The following is a 16,680-nucleotide window of genomic DNA, read 5'->3' as shown; positions in this document are numbered from 1 at the left end:
CAGCCCTAAGGAGCGCCTGATAAACTGTGACCGTCGTATAACTATTCCGATCACGTCGCGTCGTGATGGACCGGAATTATTTTGCCGGCACCCCAGTGGATCACTTGAATAACTTTGACACCTTCAGGCCTCATTGGGCCCGCGATCTAGTTCGGCTCAGCACGACCTTCTGATGTCGGAGCTCAGCACGACTCCGCGAGGCCGTCGCTTTGCGACGGCACCGTGATGTCGTACGTGGTTATTCAGTGAATATTCAAGGTGATCGAACAACTATAGAAACATTGGGGTGTTGAACCAACGTGGCTCTCCTTGCCATCCCCGTCACCGTCGCGGTGGCGCTCATCCTCGTTCCCTTGCTGGTCAAAACACTTGATCGAAACGCCGGCTGGCCGTTAGGTCTGACCTTCCTGGGACTCGCAGGATATGTGATCAAGCACGCCGACCCGATACTTAACGGCGAGACAGCCACCTGGTCCGTCACCTGGATCAAAGGCTTCCTCACCGGCGTCGGCGGTGGAGCGGGTGCAGCCAGTGCAGGAGGTGCAGCAGGCGAAGGCAACCTAGATCTGGCCCTGAAGATGGATTCCCTGGGGCTGTTCTTCACCCTCCTGGCGCTGCTCATCGGCGCCGTCGTGTTCATCTACTCCGCCGCTTACCTGCACAAGGGCGACAAGATCATGAGCTTCTACGTGCTCATGACCTCCTTCATGCTGGCAGTCCTTCTGCTGGTTCTGGCCGACGACGTGGCTCTGCTGTTCATCGGCTGGGAGCTGGTCTCCCTGGCGTCGTTCTTCCTCATCGCCCGCTCGGGCTCCGGCGGCGAGGCCGGTTCCATCCGCACCCTCCTGCTGACTTTCATCGGCGGCCTGTTCCTGCTGGCCGGCCTGGGCATTGGCGTGATCACCACGGGCACCACCAACCTTTCGGCCATGCTGCACTCCCCCGCCTGGGAGGGCCAGGACATCCGCCTGGCTATCGTCGCGATTCTTATCGCCCTGGCCGCGTTCTCGAAGGCCGCGCAGATCCCCTTCCACTTCTGGCTGCCGGAGGCTATGGCCGCGGACACCCCGGTTTCCGCCTTCCTGCACGCCGCCGCCGTGGTCAAGGCTGGCGTGTACCTGTTGCTGCGCTTCTCCGGCCTGTTCGAGGGCGTGATGGCCTGGCACGTCCTGCTGATCGTCATCGGCATGACCACCGCCATCATGGGCGCCGTGTTCGCCATCCAGAAGACGGATCTGAAGAAGCTTACGGCCTACTCCACGGTCTCCCAGCTGGGCTGGATCGTCGCCACCATTGGTGTGGGCACTCCTTTTGCCATCAGTGCCGCGCTGGTTCACACGGCCGCCCACGCGCTGTTTAAGTCTTCGCTATTCATGATCGCCGGCGTGGTGGATCACCAGGCCGGGTCGCGTGACATTCGTCGCCTGGGCCCACTGTGGCGCCAGATGCCCTTTACTTTTGTGTCCGCTGTGATCGCGGCGGCATCAATGGCTGCTATTCCCCCGACCTTCGGCTTTGTGTCGAAGGAGGGCATGCTTACTGCGTTCGAGGAGGCGCCGTTTAACAATGCCGGCGTGGTCGCCCTGCTGATCGCGGCGGGGCTCGGCGCGCTGGCCACCTTCGTGTACTCCGCGCGCTACGTCTTGGGCGCATTCATCGACGGTCCGAAGGATATGTCACACGTGAAGGAGGCTCCGGCCAATCTGTGGATTCCCGCGGTGCTGCCGGGTGTGCTTTCCCTGCCGGGTGTCGCGTTCCTGGGTCTCTTCGACGAGACTCTCGACCAGGTGGTCGATGCCACGGGTCTGGGCCACGCCCACACGCATTTGGCTCTGTGGCACGGTCTGACTGTGGCGCTCTGGATCTCTCTCGCGGTTCTGGTCGCGGGCGTCATTGTTGTTATTTATCGACGCCCTCTGCTCCAGCCGCTCGAGGGCAAGCGTCTCGGGGTGGCAACGGGCGCGGAGATGATCTCCGCATTCATCGAGCGCTCGACCAAGGCAGGCCGCGCGTTTGGCCGCCTGGCGAACTCTGTGAACCCCAACCGGCACGTGGTGTGGATCTTCGTCATGCTGATAGTGCTGGCGGGCTTCTCCCTGCTGGGGCCGGGTCGCCTGGAGCGTCTGGCGGATCTGCCGCCGCGTGTCGAGGGGATCGACAGCATCGTGGACCTAGTTGGCCTGGTGATTATCGGCTTGAGTGTGCTCGTGATGATTGGTACTCGCTCTCGCCTGGCTTCCGTGGTGCTGGTCGGTGTGGTCGGCGTGGGCGTTTCCTGGGTCATGCTGACCCTGGGCGCGCCGGATGTGGCTACCACCCAGCTGCTGGTCGAGTTCTGCGTGGTCGTCATCATGATGCTGGTGATTCGCCACCAGCCGCGCCTGTACCTGCGTGAGGGCGCAAACCGTACCCGCTTCGCCACGGTTCTGGCGGTGCTGGTCGGCGTGGTTACCTTCCTGGGCGTATGGCTGCTTATCGGTCGTCACGAGAAACCCGCGATCGCACAGTGGTATTTGGAGAACACCCCGGAGATCTCCGGCGGCAACAACGTGGTCGCGGTCATCCTGGTGGAGTTCCGTGCCTTCGATACCTTGGGCGAGCTGACGGTGCTGGGCATGGCGGGCATCGTCATCGCCGCGCTGATCAAGTCCATCCCCCGCTCCCCGGTTCCGGGCTACGGTCCGGGTTCCACCGCGGAGCTGTTCCGCGCCCCGGGTTCCACCCGCTTCCCGGATGTGCACAAGGTTCCGGAGCTGGCGCCGTTCTACTCCAAGTACCTGCGCTCCACGCACCTGAACTCCATTAACTCGCGGATGACGATGTACCCGCTGATCCCGATTCTGGCGCTGCTGTCCGCCGCCACGTTCTGGCGCGGCCACCAGTCCCCCGGCGGCGGCTTCGTCGCCGCCCTGATCGCGGCCTGCGGCATCTTCATGTACTACCTGGCGCAGGCCCGGGCCAAGAAGATGTTCACCGACCAGGTGGCCTACACCTTCGTCGGCGCGGGCATAGCGATGGCGCTGATCACCGGCCTGATCGGCTACTTCAAGGATGGCTTCCTATCCCCGATCCACGCCGATATTTTGGGCCAGCACGTATCCACCTCGCTGATCTTCGACGGCGGCGTGTACCTGGCAGTGCTCGGCCTGGTGGTCATTGTCATCAACCAGATGGGCGGCCGTGAGCGCCCGGGTACCGACCCGGCAACGCTGAAGTCCAAGTTCCGCGCCCAGACTGCCACTCAGAAGATGGGCTTGAACTCCAAGGGCAAGCGCCCCACTCCCATCGAGGGCAAGGCGGATCCCGCCAAGAAGCCATCGCCTGTGGCTGTGACTGTCGGCGGCAGCAACATCCCGCTCAACCCCTCCCAGGTCTCCGCTGCTGCGAAGGCTGCGGAGGAGGCCCATCGGGCCGAGCGCGAGGCGGCCCGCGCGCCGGTGAAGAACCTCAAGGATGGGTCTGAGGCCAAGGCTGCGGAGCCTGATGGCGTCACAAAGAAAGAACAGAACGAGAAGAAGGGAGAGAACCAGTGATCATCGCAGCTATCATCGCCATCCTGATGGGCGGTGGCGTGTACCTGGTGATGCAGCGCGGAATGCTGCGCATCATCATGGGCATCACGCTGATGAGCCACGCGGTTAACCTCCTGATCCTCGCTGCGGGCATCGGCGCGTGGCGCATGGATCCGCTAATGGATCGCGCGACGCCCGAGCAAGCAGCCGACCCGCTGCCCCAGGCATTCGTGCTGACGGCAATCGTGATTTCCATGGCCTCTACCGCCGTGATGCTGGCCATGGCCGCGCTCGGCCGCGACGACGACACGTTCGGCAGCGACGACGTAGAGACCGCCTCCCGCCGCCTGCGCACCCTGCAGACGATGGGCTGGAAGAACTACGAGGAAGCCAAGGCCCACGGCGGAGTGGTCAAGGAGCACGAGGATAAGAAGCTCGGTGCGAACGACTACACGGAGGTCCATTCCACCGCCGATGAGGACGACCCAGACGAAGCCGCGGCCAGCACCACCGGCAAGGAACGTAAGGACGAACAGAAGGGAGCACAGAAGTAATGACCGAAGGTTCCCTACTCAGCCTATTTATTGCCGTTCCGCTGCTTTCCGCGGCCATCGCCGCGATGGCCCCGTGGATGAGCCTCCGCCGCGCGCTGGGCCTGCTGGTGCCGGCATTCGGCATCGTCGGCGGCGTCTGGGTGCTGGTGAAGGTCAAAGAGCCGAACACGGTGCTGGTCGATAACGTCGGCGGGTTCGTCGGCGGTATCTCCATCCCGCTGGCCGCCGACAATCTGGCGGGCATTATGATCCTGACGACCTCCGTCGTCGCCCTGATCGCCAACTGGTTCGCCGACGTCGTCGGCGAGACGCGCACCCGCTTCTACCCCGCCCTCACGCTCATGCTGATCGGCGGCGTGTGGGGTGCACTGCTGACCGCCGACTTGTTCAACATGTTCGTGTTCATCGAGGTCATGCTGATGCCCTCCTTCGGCCTGCTGGCGATGACCGGCACGTGGGCTCGCCTGGCGGCGGGCAGGATGTTCATCATCGTGAACCTGGTGACCTCCCTAGTGCTGCTAAGTGGCGTGGCACTGGTCTACGCCGTGGTGGGCACCACCAACCTCGCAGCTTTGGCGGGCGCGGCCGGTCCCCGCGGCACTGAGTTTGCCGAGGGAGTCTTCGGCAACCAGTGGCAGCTGGTGATCCCGCTGGGCGTGGTTCTGCTGGCGCTGGCCGTGAAGGCGGGCGTGGCGCCGGTCCACACCTGGCTGCCCCGCGCCTACCCTTCCACCTCCCCAGCCGTGATGGCGCTGTTCTCCGGCCTGCACACCAAGGTCGGCATCTACGCGATTTTCCGCGTGTACCTGACCATCTTCGAGGGCGACCCCACCTGGTCCTGGGCCATCCTGGTGATCGTGGTGCTGGGCATGCTGATCGGTGGTTTCGCCGGCCTGGGCGAAACCACGATGCGCAGCGTGATCGCCTACCAGATGGTCAACGGCATCCCGTTCATCCTGATCAGCCTCGCATTCCTCAGCCACGATGCGCGCCTGATGATCAGCGCCGGGCTGTTCTACATGCTGCACCACATGATCGTCGCCGGGGCCCTCATTATGGCCTCCGGTGCGATCGAGGAGACCTACGGTTCCGGCCGCGTGCGCAAGCTCTCCGGTCTCATGCGCCGCGACCGCTTCGTCGCGGTCGTCTTCGCGGCTGGTGCGCTAGCAATCGTCGGCCTGCCGCCGTTCTCCGGCCTGTGGGGCAAGCTGGCTCTAGTCTTCGGCGTGGCCCAGGACGGCACGTGGAAGACCTGGCTGGCCATCGGCGCAATCATCGTCTCCTCCATCGGCGCCTTGGTTTCCATGATCTACGTGTGGCGCGAGGTGTTCTGGGGGCGCCAGATGAACGCCAACGAGGCCGACCCGGAGCTGCGCGTACCGCGCCGTTACGTGTGGCCGTCCGCAGTCATGATGCTGATTTCCGTGGGCATGTTCATCGGCGCTGGGCCGATCTTCCAGCAGGTCAACAAGGCCGCCGATAATCTGACCGACACGACCGCTTATGTCGAGGCAGTCCTCGGCGATCCGGATGAGGCCGTCGGTGCGGTCCTGCCGCCCGGGCCGAGCGGATTGGATAACGTCGACACCGAAGCCAACGCCGCCGCCAGCGCCAAAGTCAACGTAAAGACCGACAAGGAGCAGCAGGCTCAGGACGGGAAAGGTCACTAAGCCATGGCAAAGTTCAGTATTGTCCAAGCAGTGAAGTCCACCGGCCACGCGCTGAAGTACGCCGCCTGGCTGACCGGGCAAATCATCAAGGAATCGGTCGTCATGGCGGCCGATACCCTCGGCACCGGCCGCAACATCGCGCCGGTGGTGATCTATTACCCGCTGCGCGTGACCAGTGAGCGGAACATCGCAGCCCTCATCGCCTCGATCACCATGACCCCCGGCACGCTCTCCCTGGGCGTAACCGGCCCGAAGGAGGTCGACTACGACGCAGCCGCCGGCGAGCGCAGCTCTAAGGATGCCTTCGCTGTGGCCCGCTCGGAGTTCAACACCCACGGCCTGGACCACGTCCAGCGCTTCCTCGCGGTACACGCCATGTACGGCGCGGATCCGGAAGAATTGCTGGCCAGCCTGGCGGACATGGAGGAGCACCTCGCCCCGTCGGTGAAGGATAAGCCGCTGCACTTCGACGTGCAGTACCTGGTGGAGAAGGGCCGCCCAGGCCCACGTGGCTTCCGCGGTTCGCGCGGTGGCCGCGCATCCGACGAGACGGTCTTCGACGTGGAGAAGGTGGATTCCACTCCGCACGCCGCCGCGTTCGTCGCCGCGATCCTGCAGTCCGACGAGGAGGAGAAGAACCCCTCCGATGTACCCGACATGGATCGCAAGGAGCGCTACGAGATCGCCCACCGAAACGCCGAGCGCGCCAAGGCCCGGATCTCCAATGCAACCCCAGATATTGATACTTTCCGCGGGGACAACCTGGGGGCGTCCAAACCCGACCAGGAAGGCCGCACCAAACCGGGAGAGACCTTGTACGACCCGTTGTATCCGAAGAACAACCCGAAGGAAGGCAAGTAGATGGAGCCCAGGGACCTACTAAATATCCTGGTGGGCATCGCCGCCGCCATTGTTGTTGTCGCGCTGTTTACGGTGCTGTGGCGCGCTGTTTCTACGCATAATGACGCCCGCCGCGCCGTCCTTTCCGACATGGTGTTTATGGCGATGGCAGGCCTGTTTTTGTGTTATTCGATCTTCCACCGCACGGCGATCACCTATGAGGTCGCACTGTTCGCCGGCCTGTTCGGCGCGCTGTCGACGATCGCTTATGCCCGCATCATTTCTCGAGGGAGGCGCTAAATGTCCACAACAATTCTCGCCGCCGCCGGCGAAATGGTCGAGTTCAGCGAGCCGGGTTGGCTCGGCGCGATTACCGCGGGTGTGCTCGCCATTCTCGGGGCGATCTTTATCTTTGTTTCTGCCCGCGCGATGTACCTTGCTCCGGACGCCCTCAGTCAGGTCAACATGGTCGGTCCAGCTGTCGGCGTGGGGCTTCCCCTGCTGATCAGCGCCAACCTGGTTTACTCCTGGTCGACGGAAGGGTTTGTGCTGGGCGTGTTGATCCGCGCGATCGTCGCCATCACTGCGCTGCTGGTGATCGGCGCCGTCGGTTCATACGTGATGGGCCGCGCACTGCATGCGACGCACTGGGATCACACCGTGCCGCTGTCCGGTGGTCAGAAGGCGAAGGAACCCCAGTAGCGCCAATAGAAAACGAGTCCGCCCCCACTTCCTTGGTGGGGGCGGACTCGTTTTCGCTCCTGCGGCGGCTGGCTGCTAGGCACCCGGAGCCAGTTACTAGGCGCGAGCGCAGACCGTCAGCTACTGACCGCTGCAGCGGAACTAGCCGACAACGGCGACGGCCTCAACGTCGATCTCGCCGCGCATTGCCTTGGAATACGGGCAGAATGCGTGAGCATCCGCAACCAGCTCGTCGGCCTTGGCCTGATCCACGCCGAAGACGGTGGCGGTGATCTTCGCGGACAGGCGGAAGCCCTCCGGAACCTTGTTCAGGGTGGTCTCGACGGTGACCTCCGGGGACTGGCTCATGTCCACGCCAGCCTCCTTGATGGTCTTCTGCAGGGCGCCGTTAAAGCAGGCGGCCCAACCTGCGGAGACCAGCTGCTCCGGGTTCGTGCCCTCACCGGAGCCACCCAGTGCCTTCGGCGGGCGAACGTCCAGATCGATCTGGCGGTCGTCGGTAGCAACGTGGCCATCGCGGCCGCCACCGGTGGAAAGTGCCTTTGCTGTGTACAGTGCCTCGCTCATGAGTGAACCAATCCTTTCGCCAATACTGTCTGTTTGATTCGTTGCGGCGCCCAGCCTACGTGAACCGGCGAGCGCCGCGCTGCGGCCAGCGGGGCTTACTTGCCGGTGAAGATTTCCTTCACCCGGTCGCGCAGGTTCTCGTCGACCTTGCCCCAGTAGGTCCAGCACTGCTCAGCCACCTGGTCAGACACACCATCCATCGCGCCTGCGATGTTGTTTGCCAGGCGCTCCCGGGCGGCGTCATCCAAAACCTCGCGTACCAGCTGGCCCGCCTGGATGAAGTCGTCGTCCTCCGGGTGGCGGACGTAAGCCCCGCGGGTCAGGTCGGTGCCGTGCAGGTCGTCGAACAGGCCCAGCTCCTCCGCGGCGGTCACGGCGGATTCCTGGCCACGGCCGAAGCCGTACTGGGACTCACCGGCGGCCACGCCCTGCTCGACGGCACCGGAGCCGTCGTTGACGTCGATGCCACCGTCGCCGCGCTCGAAACGATTCGGGGAGTACACCGGGGTGCCGGCCGGCGGGAACTCCTGGTTACCCGCGCCGTCCTTAGCGGTGTAGTAGTTTTTCTCCGCCACGACGGAACGGTTGGAAGGCAGCTGGTGGAAGTTCACGCCCAGGCGGTAACGCTGCGTATCGGCGTAGGCGAAGGCACGAGCCAACAGCATCTTGTCCGGGGAAAGGCCAATGCCCGGCACCAGGTTCGACGGTGCGAAGGCGGCCTGTTCGATCTGAGCGAAGAAGTTCTGCGGGTTCTCGTTCAGCGTGAAGTGGCCGACCGGAATCAGCGGGTAATCCTTCTGCGACCAGGTCTTCGTCAGGTCAAACGGGTTCCAGCGGTAATCCTCCGCCTCGGCGACCGGCATGATCTGCACCTTCACATCCCACGTCGGGTAATCGCCGCGCTCGATGGCGTCATAAAGATCCTGACGGGAGGAATCGAAATTGCCCGAAGCAATGACCTTAGCGGCCTCGTCATCGGTGTAGAAGTCCCAGCCCTGGCGGGTCTTGAAGTGGTACTTCACCCAGAAACGCTCGCCGGCGGCGTTGATCCACTGGTAGGTGTGGGAGCCGAAGCCGTCCATGTGGCGGAAGTCCGTCGGAATGCCACGGTCGCCCATCAGGTAGGTCACCTGGTGCGCGGTCTCCGGGGAGCGGGTCCAGAAATCCCACTGCATGTCCGCGGAGCGCAGGCCGGAATCCGCCAGACGCTTCTGGGAACGAATGAAGTCCGGGAACTTAATGCCGTCGCGCAGGAAGAACACCGGGGTGTTGTTGCCCACGATGTCGTAGTTGCCCTGTTGGGTGTAGAACTTCAGCGAGAATCCGCGCACGTCGCGCACCGCGTCGGGGAAGCCCTGCTCGCCCGCGACGGTGGAGAAGCGGGCCAGCATCGGAGTCACGCGCCCCGGCTGGAACAGATCCGCCTTGGTGTACTTGGAAACGTCCTCGGTGATGGTCAGCTCACCGAAGGCACCGGAGCCCTTGGCGTGCACGTTGCGCTCCGGGATGCGCTCGCGGTTAAAGTGCGCGTGCTTTTCCACCAGGTGTACGTCGGAAAGCAGCAGCGGACCCTGCTGGCCCACGGTCGCGGAGTGCTCCTCGGTGCTGACCGGGGAACCATTCACGTTCGTCGAGGCTCCGGAGTAGGGGCACATGCCGCGGGAGGCAACGTCCTTGGCCGTGGTGATTGGGTCGTTATTGGTGCCGTCATTATTCGTAGCAGTCATGGGTACCTCCAGATACCTAATAGCTTTGGCTATGCATTCCACCTTGCCAGAACTTCCACCCCCGCGTGTTAGGCTTTGTCCATGACCAGCCAGGTAACCAGCAGTCAGGCGCACGATGCCGCTGTGACCGACCTCGCCCTGCGCGCCGCCAGTGGCGACCGCCAGGCGTTGACCGAGTTCATTTCCGCCACGCACGACGATGTGTGGCGCCTGCTGGCTCACCTGGCCGATACCGACCGCGCGGACGACCTCACGCAGGAGACCTACCTACGTGTACTGAGCGCCCTGCCGCGGTTCGCCGCCCGCTCCACGGCTCGTACCTGGATCCTCTCCCTCGCCCGCCGCGTGTGGGTCGATAGCGTACGCCACGATATGGCCCGCCCCCGCAGTTCCGCCACGGAAATTGAGGACGCCACCAGCGCCACCCCCGCCGCCGAAACCACTGGCGGGCAAAGCTGGGCGGAATGGGTGGACACTCGCGCCCTCATCGACCAGCTGGAGGAGGAACGCCGGGAGGCTCTGATCCTCACGCAGGTTCTGGGCTACACCTACGCCGAGGCCGCGAAGATCGCTAACGTCCGCGTGGGCACGATCCGCTCTCGCGTTGCCCGCGCCCGCGCCGACCTGGTTGCGATGGCAGGCGAGGGACAAGGTGGCGTCACAAAGAAGAACAACAAGCGACGCTTCGGGGTGGCCTAGCTCGATTCCGGGCTTTGTATAGGGTGGCGGGCATGAGCACCATCACCTTTTCCCACCGCATTCCTTTGGGCTTGGCCGATACGTGGGCGCTGCACGGGCGCCCGGGGATTGTTCATCGTTTGACGCCAGGTTTCACCCGCATGCGCCTGATCCACCAGGCGAACTCCTTGCGCGATGGGGTGACGACGTTCGCCTTGCCGGGCGGAATCACGTGGGTCGCACAGCACCAGGCGCGGGCGTATGAGGGGACCGCACCGGATTGGCGGCGATTCCAAGATGTGTGCACGACAGCGGTGTTGGGTGCGCTGACGGGGTGGGAGCATACGCATGAGTTCCGAGCCGAGGGCACGGCGGGGCCTGCGGGAACGGCGGAGTCCACGGTGATCACCGACATGCTGCACACGAACCTGCCGAAGTTCGTGGCGACCAGGGCTTTTGGTGGAGTGTTCGCATATCGCCAAAACCAGTTGCAGGCCGACGTACAGCACCTCAAATTCGCCCGGCGGCTGCGCGAGCGCGCGGATGATGACAGGCCGTTGCGGATCGCGGTAACTGGCTCTGGCGGCCTGGTGGGAACACAGCTGTGCGCGCTGCTGGAGCTCGCGGGTCACGAGGTAGTGCGGCTGAAGCGAGGCGGCACCGGACACGGCACTGGCGCGGGTAGCACCGGCAGCAACACGGTACGCAAGTGGAATCCCGACAACCCGGCGCGGGGACTGCTGGACGGCGTGCAGGTGCTGATCCACTTGGGCGGCCACCCCATCGCGGGTCGGTTCACAGAAGAGCACGTGGCGAAAGTGCGGGACTCGCGGCTGGAACCAACACGGAAGCTGGCGAAGCTGGTGGCGGAAACCCTATGCGTGGAGGCGATGGTGTGCGCCTCTGCTGTCGGTTTCTATGGCAACGACCGTGCGGAACAAGCCGATGAAACCGCAGGCCAGGGCGCCGGCGAGGTAGCGGAAATCGTGGCTGGTTGGGAAGCTGCCACCGAACCCGCGCGGGCTGCTGGCAAGCGGGTGGTGAACGTCCGCAGCGGGCTGGTGCTGGGCGGCGGCTCACAGATGCTGGACCTGTTGCTGGCCAGCGTGCGCGTCGGTGGCGGGCGACTGGGCGATGGCAGCCAACACTTCCCGTGGGTGGCGCTGGACGACGTGGTGGACATCTACCACCGTGCGGCGATCGACCCGAACCTCAACGGCCCCGTGAACGCGGTAGGGCCGGAGGTTCTTACGAACGACCAGTTCACAAAGATTCTGGTGAAAGTCGGCGGAGGGCTGCCACTGTTCCCGGTGCCCAAGCAGGGGCCAGAGATCCTACTGGGCAAGCAGGGTGCGGAAGAGTTGGCCATGGCCGACCAGCACGTGGTGCCGAAGGTTCTGGAAGCTGTCGGCCACCCGTTCCGCTACCGCACCGCGGAAGCTGCCCTGCGCCACGAGCTTGGACGCGAGGACGTGCAGCAGGTGTAGGCAGCCCGGGCTTAAAGAAGCACGGGCTTTAAGGTGTACAGCACCTAAGAGGCTAGGCTGGTGAATATGAGCACGAGCCCCAGCAACCCGTCCATCGCCGCCGACTCCGCCCTGCTACTGCTATCTTTCGGCGGCCCGGAGAAGTCCGAGGACGTGGTCCCCTTCCTGGAAAACGTCACGCGCGGCCGCGGCATCCCCCGCGAGCGTTTGGAGAAGGTCGGCGAGCACTACTTTGCGCTCGGAGGTCGCTCCCCCATCAACGACCAAAACAAGCAGCTGATCCGCAATATCGAGGCTGAGCTCGCCCGGCGCGACATCGACCTGCCCGTATACTTCGGCAACCGCAACTGGGAGCCCTACGTCGAGGATGCGCTGCAGCAGATGTCCCGCGACGGTATCCGCCATGTGTACGTCTTCGCCACCAGCGCGTGGGGCGGTTACTCGGGTTGCTCGCAGTATCAGGAGGATCTGCGCCGCGCCATCGCTGCCTGCGAGGAGGCCGGCCTGGAGGCCCCGAAGGTGGAGCGCCTGCCGCAGTTCCACCGCCACCCGACGTTCATCGCGGAGTTCGCCCGAGCCGTGGATACGGCACGCGAGCAGCTGCGTGCAGAGCACGGCGAGGAGGTGGCCACGCAGGCAGAGCTGGTTTTCACCGCGCATTCGGTGCCGACGGTGGCGGATAAGGCGGCGGGTCCGCACAAGTTCGGCGGGAATCTGTACTCCCAGCAGGTGCTGGATGCCTCGCGATTGATCCAGCAGGCCAGCAGCTTCGCTAATACCCCTGGTAGTGGCGCGGATTACGGCTGGACTGGCCAGTTGGCCCGCCACGAGAACGTCGGCGGCCGCGGGGATGGCCCCGCGCACACGGGTGAAACTGTGGGGGTGGACGTGGGTGCCGGCACCGACCTGGACGTCGAGCTGGTATGGCAGTCGCGCTCTGGTTCGCCGCATGTGCCGTGGCTGGAGCCGGACGTGTGCGACCACATTGAGGCGCGCGCAGAGGCTGGCAACAAACGCGCGATTGTGCTGTGCCCGGTTGGCTTCATCACCGACCACATGGAGGTCAAGTGGGATCTGGATACTGAGGCCCGCGATGCCGCCGCGGAGGCGGGCATCCCCTTCGTGCGCGCAGCCACTCCGGGTTTGACCACCGGTTTCGCAGGAATGGTGGTTGATCTTGTTGTTGGTAGTGACGCCCCCAGCGCCAATCCCTCGGAGGATCAGCAGGCGGCGCGCGATCTGGCGGCGAAGGTAGTCGGCGAGCTGGCAACGGTTCCGGACTTCGGCCGCACGTTCAACGGCTCGCCGTGTGCGCCGGGGTGCTGCGGTAGCGAGGCCTAGCGGCCGGGGCGTGAAGGCCCGGCGACCCGACTGGGGGCACGGGGACTAGACCAGCAGTTCCGCGATCTGGATGGTGTTCAGAGCGGCGCCCTTGCGCAGGTTATCGCCGGCGACGACCAGCACCAGGCCGCGGTTTCCATCGACGGTCTGATCCTGGCGGATGCGGCCGACCAGGCTTTCGTCGATGCCCGTGGCGGCCAGTGGGGTGGGCACGTCCACGACCTTCACGCCCGGGGTCTCGGCCAGCAGCTTGCGGGCGGTGTCCGGGGTGATTTCGCGGTCGAATTCCGCGTGGATGGTCATGGTGTGGCCCGTGAAGACAGGTACGCGCACGCAGGTGCCGGCCACGCGCAGCTCGGGGATGCCCAGGATCTTGCGGGATTCGTTGCGGAGCTTCTGCTCTTCATCGGTCTCCTTGGAGCCGTCGTCCACCAGGTTGCCGGCCAGCGGCAGGGCGTTGAAGGCGATGGGCTCCACGTAGGGGCCCAGGTCTTCAGCCTTGAGGGCGGAGCCGTCGTGCACCAGCTTGCGCAGGCCCTCTTCGTCGATGGTGTTCTCCACGCTGCCCAGGTTGTCCAGCACCTGGCGCACCAGTGCGTCCACGCCGGCCAGCCCGGAGCCGGAAACTGCCTGGTAGGAGCTGACGTGCATCTGCTTCAGGCCCGCTGCCTTGTGCAGCGCGCCCACGACCGGCATGGCGGCCATGGTTGTGCAGTTTGGGTTGGCGATGATGCCCTTGGGTGGATTCTTGACGTCCTGCGGGTTCACTTCGGAGACGACCAGTGGGACTTCCGGATCCTTGCGGAAAGCCGAGGAGTTGTCCACGACGATCGCGCCGGCTTCGGCGAAGCGCGGGGAGTGCTCGCGGGAAGTTCCGCCGCCTGCGGAGAACAGAGCGATGTCGATGCCGCGTAGGTCCTCGGTGGCGGTGGCGGCGACGTCCTCGATGACGATCTGCTCGCCGCGGAATTCCAGCTTCTTACCTGCGGAGCGGGAGGAAGCGAAGAATCGTACCTTGTCCGCCGGAAAATTCCGCTCGACGAGGATGTCGCGCATGACGCGACCGACTTGGCCGGTTGCTCCGACGACAGCGATGGTGGTCATTCGGGGATCTACCTCTTCTATCTGTTCTAGTGTGCACTCTTGAGCGCCTCGGCAGCGCGCTTAAGCTGCGGTTTTAGCGTCCCGTCCCAGCGTACACGGTGGCTTCTTTGTCGCCGCCCAGCTGGAAGCGGTCGTGGATGGCGCGCACGGCCTTGTCCACGTCGGTGTCGCGGATCAGCACGGAGATGCGGATCTCGGAGGTACTGATTAGCTCGATGTTGACGCCCGCGTCGCGCAGCGCCTCGCAGAAGTCGGCGGTCACGCCGGGGTGGGACTTCATACCAGCGCCGACCAGGGAGACCTTGCCCACGTGGTCGTCGAAGATAAGGTCCTGCCAGTCGTTCTGTTCCTTGATGCCCTTCAGCAGCTGCATCGCGCGGGTGGCGTCCGTCCGCGGGCAGGTGAAGGTGATGTCGGTGCGGTTGTTGTCGATCTTGCTGATGTTCTGCACGACCATGTCGATGTTGATCTCGGCGTCGGCAACGGCGCGGAAGACCTTCGCTGCCTCCCCGGGAGAGTCCGGAATGCCGAGGACGGCGATCTTGGCTTCGGAGCGGTCGTGTGCCACGCCGGTGAGTACTGCTTCTTCCATGGGAATATCCTCCATTGATCCAGAGACGAGGGTGCCGGTGTCGGTGCTATACGAGGAGCGGACGCGCAGGGGCACGTCGAATGCGCGGGCGTATTCCACGCTGCGCAGCATCAGCACCTTCGCGCCGACGGCTGCCATCTCCAGCATTTCTTCGAAAGAGATCGTGTCGAGCTTCTGGGCGTCCGGCACGATGCGCGGGTCCGCGGTGTACACGCCGTCGACGTCGGAGTAGATCTCGCACACGTCGGCCTCGAGCGCCGCCGCCAGGGCGACTGCGGTGGCGTCCGAGCCGCCACGTCCGAGGGTGGTCACATCGCGCGTTTCGCGGTTCACGCCTTGGAAGCCTGCGACGAGGCAAATCTTTCCATCGTCCAGGGCTTCCCGCACGCGGCCGGGGGTGACGTCCACGATGCGTGCGTTGCCGTGTCGCTCGGTGGTCAGCACGCCCGCCTGCGAGCCAGTGAAGGATTGTGCCTCGGCACCGAAGGAGGCGATGGCCATGGCCACCAGCGCGTTGGAAATACGCTCACCGGCGGTTAGCAGCATGTCCATCTCGCGTGCGGGCGGCACGGGATTGACCTGCTCGGCGAGTTCCAGCAGGTCATCGGTGGTGTCTCCCATTGCGGAGCAGACGACGACCACGTCGTTACCCTGCTTTTTGGTTTCCACGATTCGCTCGGCTACGCGCCGGATCCTCTCCGCGCTTTCCAGCGAGGAGCCGCCGTATTTCTGAACGATGAGCGCCACTGGTTGTTACCACCTTCCTGGGTCTAGTCTTAATCAAACTTTAGACTACTTTGTCTGTTTCCCTGGGGCTAGGGTTCGAGTAACTCTTTTTCTTTTTGACGCCAACCTGCCCGCGCGCCACATGCGTCACACACGTAACACGCGCGTCGCGGACTAATGTCCAGCCCAGCCTCCGGCGTCCGATAAGGTACCCAGGGTACACAGTCGACAAAGAGGTGAGGGGCCACAATGCTCGAAAACAACGCGCTCGCAGTTGTTTTCGCACTTGGCTCCGCACTCACCATCGCCTGGGGGACGGTGGTGCGCCACCGCATCGCCGTCGCCTCCGGCGAGAATCGCAGCGGCGCCATCTGGGATGCCATCAAGCAGCCCATGTGGTGGGTCGGCGTGGCCAGCGCCCTGTTCGGATACCTCCTGCAGATCGTGGCGCTGGCATTCGGAACGCTGCTGGTGGTGCAGCCGATCCTCGTACTATCCCTCATGTTCACACTGCCACTGTCGGCGAAATACGACGGGCGACGAATATCGGCGTCCGAAACAGCATGGGCAGGGCTTCTGACGGTCGCAGTGACCATCCTCGTTGTGCGCGGTAAACCCGCCGCCGGCCACCGCGAGCCAGACCTGGCCGTGTGGCTGGTCTGCCTCAGTATCGGCACGGTGATCTTGCTGGCGTTCTTTGTATATGCGCTGGAGCAGGCGGCCGCGCTGCGCGCGCTGGTGCTGGGATCGATCACCGGCGCGATCATGGGTTATGTCGCCGTACTTTCGAAAGCCGTGGTGGACATTTTCCGCGACTCCGGCACAGTTACACTGCTGACTTCCTGGGAGCTGTGGACCCTGATCGCCTTCGCAGCCATCGGCACGGCGGTGCAGCAGGCCTCGTTTAACGCCGGGCCGCTGAAGAATTCGCTGCCCGCGATGACGGTGGTGGAGCCGCTGGTGGCGTTCGTGCTGGGCTACATCGTGCTGGGCGAGAAGTTCCAGATCGAGGGCTGGGAGTATGCCTACATGGCGGCCGCAATTGCGGTGATGACGATCTCTACGGTAATCCTCAGCCGCAAGTCGATCGACGAGGAAGAGGGGGCGGATCCAGCGTAAATTCACTGGACCCGCCCCCTTAAGCGCCCTTTCTTACTCGGCCGGGTTTACGGGAGATACG

The 16,680-nt window shown here is 64.3% G+C and carries 14 protein-coding genes; 10 read left to right on the top strand and 4 right to left on the bottom strand.

The window, feature by feature from the left end; all coding sequences use genetic code 11:
• Nucleotides 1-299 precede the first annotated feature (299 nt).
• From MHX63_RS02975 to MHX63_RS02950, 6 genes are read left to right on the top strand one after another with little or no spacing between them, the layout of a single operon-like run.
• The gene (locus MHX63_RS02975; protein WP_239387187.1) at nucleotides 300-3,533 is read left to right on the top strand and encodes a DUF4040 family protein; all 3,234 of its coding nucleotides are present in this window, start codon (nucleotides 300-302) and stop codon (nucleotides 3,531-3,533) included.
• The gene (locus tag MHX63_RS02970) at nucleotides 3,530-4,066 is read left to right on the top strand and encodes a cation:proton antiporter subunit C (protein WP_239387186.1); all 537 of its coding nucleotides are present in this window, start codon (nucleotides 3,530-3,532) and stop codon (nucleotides 4,064-4,066) included. The genes MHX63_RS02975 and MHX63_RS02970 overlap by 4 nt, the downstream gene beginning before the upstream one ends.
• Complete coding sequence (locus tag MHX63_RS02965) at nucleotides 4,066-5,736, top strand: monovalent cation/H+ antiporter subunit D family protein (protein WP_239387185.1); 1,671 nt, start codon at nucleotides 4,066-4,068, stop codon at nucleotides 5,734-5,736. Before MHX63_RS02970 ends, MHX63_RS02965 begins: the two co-directional genes overlap by 1 nt.
• Before the next feature lie 3 nt (nucleotides 5,737-5,739).
• Nucleotides 5,740-6,597: a Na+/H+ antiporter subunit E gene (locus tag MHX63_RS02960; RefSeq protein WP_239387184.1), complete on the top strand. Its 858-nt coding sequence runs from the start codon at nucleotides 5,740-5,742 to the stop codon at nucleotides 6,595-6,597.
• Entirely contained in the window at nucleotides 6,598-6,876 is a 279-nt protein-coding gene (locus MHX63_RS02955; RefSeq protein ID WP_011274270.1) for a monovalent cation/H+ antiporter complex subunit F, read from the top strand. It abuts the gene before it with no gap.
• Nucleotides 6,877-7,278 (top strand): Na+/H+ antiporter subunit G, encoded by a 402-nt coding sequence (locus MHX63_RS02950; protein ID WP_239387183.1) that lies wholly within the window; start codon nucleotides 6,877-6,879, stop codon nucleotides 7,276-7,278.
• 141 nt (nucleotides 7,279-7,419) lie between these two features.
• On the opposite strand, the gene MHX63_RS02945 is transcribed toward MHX63_RS02950, so the two are convergent.
• Together MHX63_RS02945 and MHX63_RS02940 are read right to left on the bottom strand one after the other, a co-directional pair.
• Nucleotides 7,420-7,845, bottom strand: coding sequence for an organic hydroperoxide resistance protein (locus MHX63_RS02945; protein ID WP_049050280.1), 426 nt, complete (start codon nucleotides 7,843-7,845; stop codon nucleotides 7,420-7,422).
• 95 nt (nucleotides 7,846-7,940) lie between these two features.
• A complete protein-coding gene (locus MHX63_RS02940) occupies nucleotides 7,941-9,572 on the bottom strand; it encodes a catalase (protein ID WP_304504254.1) in 1,632 nt (543 codons plus the stop codon).
• Nucleotides 9,573-9,653: 81 nt separating this feature from the next.
• On the opposite strand from MHX63_RS02940, the gene MHX63_RS02935 reads away from it, so the two are divergent.
• From MHX63_RS02935 to MHX63_RS02925, 3 genes are all read left to right on the top strand, one after another.
• Nucleotides 9,654-10,271, top strand: coding sequence for an RNA polymerase sigma factor (locus MHX63_RS02935; RefSeq protein ID WP_239387182.1), 618 nt, complete (start codon nucleotides 9,654-9,656; stop codon nucleotides 10,269-10,271).
• 32 nt (nucleotides 10,272-10,303) lie between these two features.
• Complete coding sequence (locus tag MHX63_RS02930) at nucleotides 10,304-11,737, top strand: TIGR01777 family oxidoreductase (protein ID WP_239387181.1); 1,434 nt, start codon at nucleotides 10,304-10,306, stop codon at nucleotides 11,735-11,737.
• Between the two features lie 66 nt (nucleotides 11,738-11,803).
• Nucleotides 11,804-13,078, top strand: a complete 1,275-nt coding sequence (locus MHX63_RS02925; protein ID WP_239387180.1) for a ferrochelatase — start codon at nucleotides 11,804-11,806, stop codon at nucleotides 13,076-13,078.
• A 45-nt stretch (nucleotides 13,079-13,123) separates the two neighbouring features.
• Here the strand turns inward: MHX63_RS02925 and MHX63_RS02920 are convergent, their stop codons facing one another.
• Both MHX63_RS02920 and MHX63_RS02915 read right to left on the bottom strand, forming a co-directional pair.
• Nucleotides 13,124-14,182: an aspartate-semialdehyde dehydrogenase gene (locus MHX63_RS02920; RefSeq protein WP_239387179.1), complete on the bottom strand. Its 1,059-nt coding sequence runs from the start codon at nucleotides 14,180-14,182 to the stop codon at nucleotides 13,124-13,126.
• A 73-nt stretch (nucleotides 14,183-14,255) separates the two neighbouring features.
• On the bottom strand, nucleotides 14,256-15,521 hold the full coding sequence (locus MHX63_RS02915; RefSeq protein WP_239387178.1) for an aspartate kinase: 1,266 nt from the start codon (nucleotides 15,519-15,521) through the stop codon (nucleotides 14,256-14,258).
• A gap of 228 nt (nucleotides 15,522-15,749) precedes the next feature.
• Here MHX63_RS02915 and MHX63_RS02910 point away from each other — a divergent pair, with 228 nt between their 5' ends.
• Nucleotides 15,750-16,619 (top strand): DMT family transporter, encoded by an 870-nt coding sequence (locus MHX63_RS02910; RefSeq protein ID WP_239387177.1) that lies wholly within the window; start codon nucleotides 15,750-15,752, stop codon nucleotides 16,617-16,619.
• Nucleotides 16,620-16,680 lie beyond the last annotated feature (61 nt).

Origin of the sequence: Corynebacterium sp. ACRQK, from assembly GCF_022345965.1 — a bacterium.
In the GTDB taxonomy this organism is placed as follows: Bacteria; Actinomycetota; Actinomycetes; order Mycobacteriales; family Mycobacteriaceae; genus Corynebacterium.
Note: the sequence above shows the minus strand (reverse complement) of the source record. Positions and strands in the feature narration are given on the sequence as shown.

What these genes read in the sequence shown, in the direction of transcription:
- MHX63_RS02965 (WP_239387185.1), top strand. Translation starts at nt 4,066, where the DNA reads ATGACCGAAGGTTCCCTACTCAGCCTATTTATTGCCGTTCCGCTGCTT.
- MHX63_RS02960 (WP_239387184.1), top strand. Translation starts at nt 5,740, where the DNA reads ATGGCAAAGTTCAGTATTGTCCAAGCAGTGAAGTCCACCGGCCACGCG.
- MHX63_RS02955 (WP_011274270.1), top strand. Translation starts at nt 6,598, where the DNA reads ATGGAGCCCAGGGACCTACTAAATATCCTGGTGGGCATCGCCGCCGCC.
- MHX63_RS02950 (WP_239387183.1), top strand. Translation starts at nt 6,877, where the DNA reads ATGTCCACAACAATTCTCGCCGCCGCCGGCGAAATGGTCGAGTTCAGC.
- MHX63_RS02945 (WP_049050280.1), bottom strand. Translation starts at nt 7,845, where the DNA reads ATGAGCGAGGCACTGTACACAGCAAAGGCACTTTCCACCGGTGGCGGC.
- MHX63_RS02940 (WP_304504254.1), bottom strand. Translation starts at nt 9,572, where the DNA reads ATGACTGCTACGAATAATGACGGCACCAATAACGACCCAATCACCACG.
- MHX63_RS02935 (WP_239387182.1), top strand. Translation starts at nt 9,654, where the DNA reads ATGACCAGCCAGGTAACCAGCAGTCAGGCGCACGATGCCGCTGTGACC.
- MHX63_RS02930 (WP_239387181.1), top strand. Translation starts at nt 10,304, where the DNA reads ATGAGCACCATCACCTTTTCCCACCGCATTCCTTTGGGCTTGGCCGAT.
- MHX63_RS02925 (WP_239387180.1), top strand. Translation starts at nt 11,804, where the DNA reads ATGAGCACGAGCCCCAGCAACCCGTCCATCGCCGCCGACTCCGCCCTG.
- MHX63_RS02920 (WP_239387179.1), bottom strand. Translation starts at nt 14,182, where the DNA reads ATGACCACCATCGCTGTCGTCGGAGCAACCGGCCAAGTCGGTCGCGTC.
- MHX63_RS02910 (WP_239387177.1), top strand. Translation starts at nt 15,750, where the DNA reads ATGCTCGAAAACAACGCGCTCGCAGTTGTTTTCGCACTTGGCTCCGCA.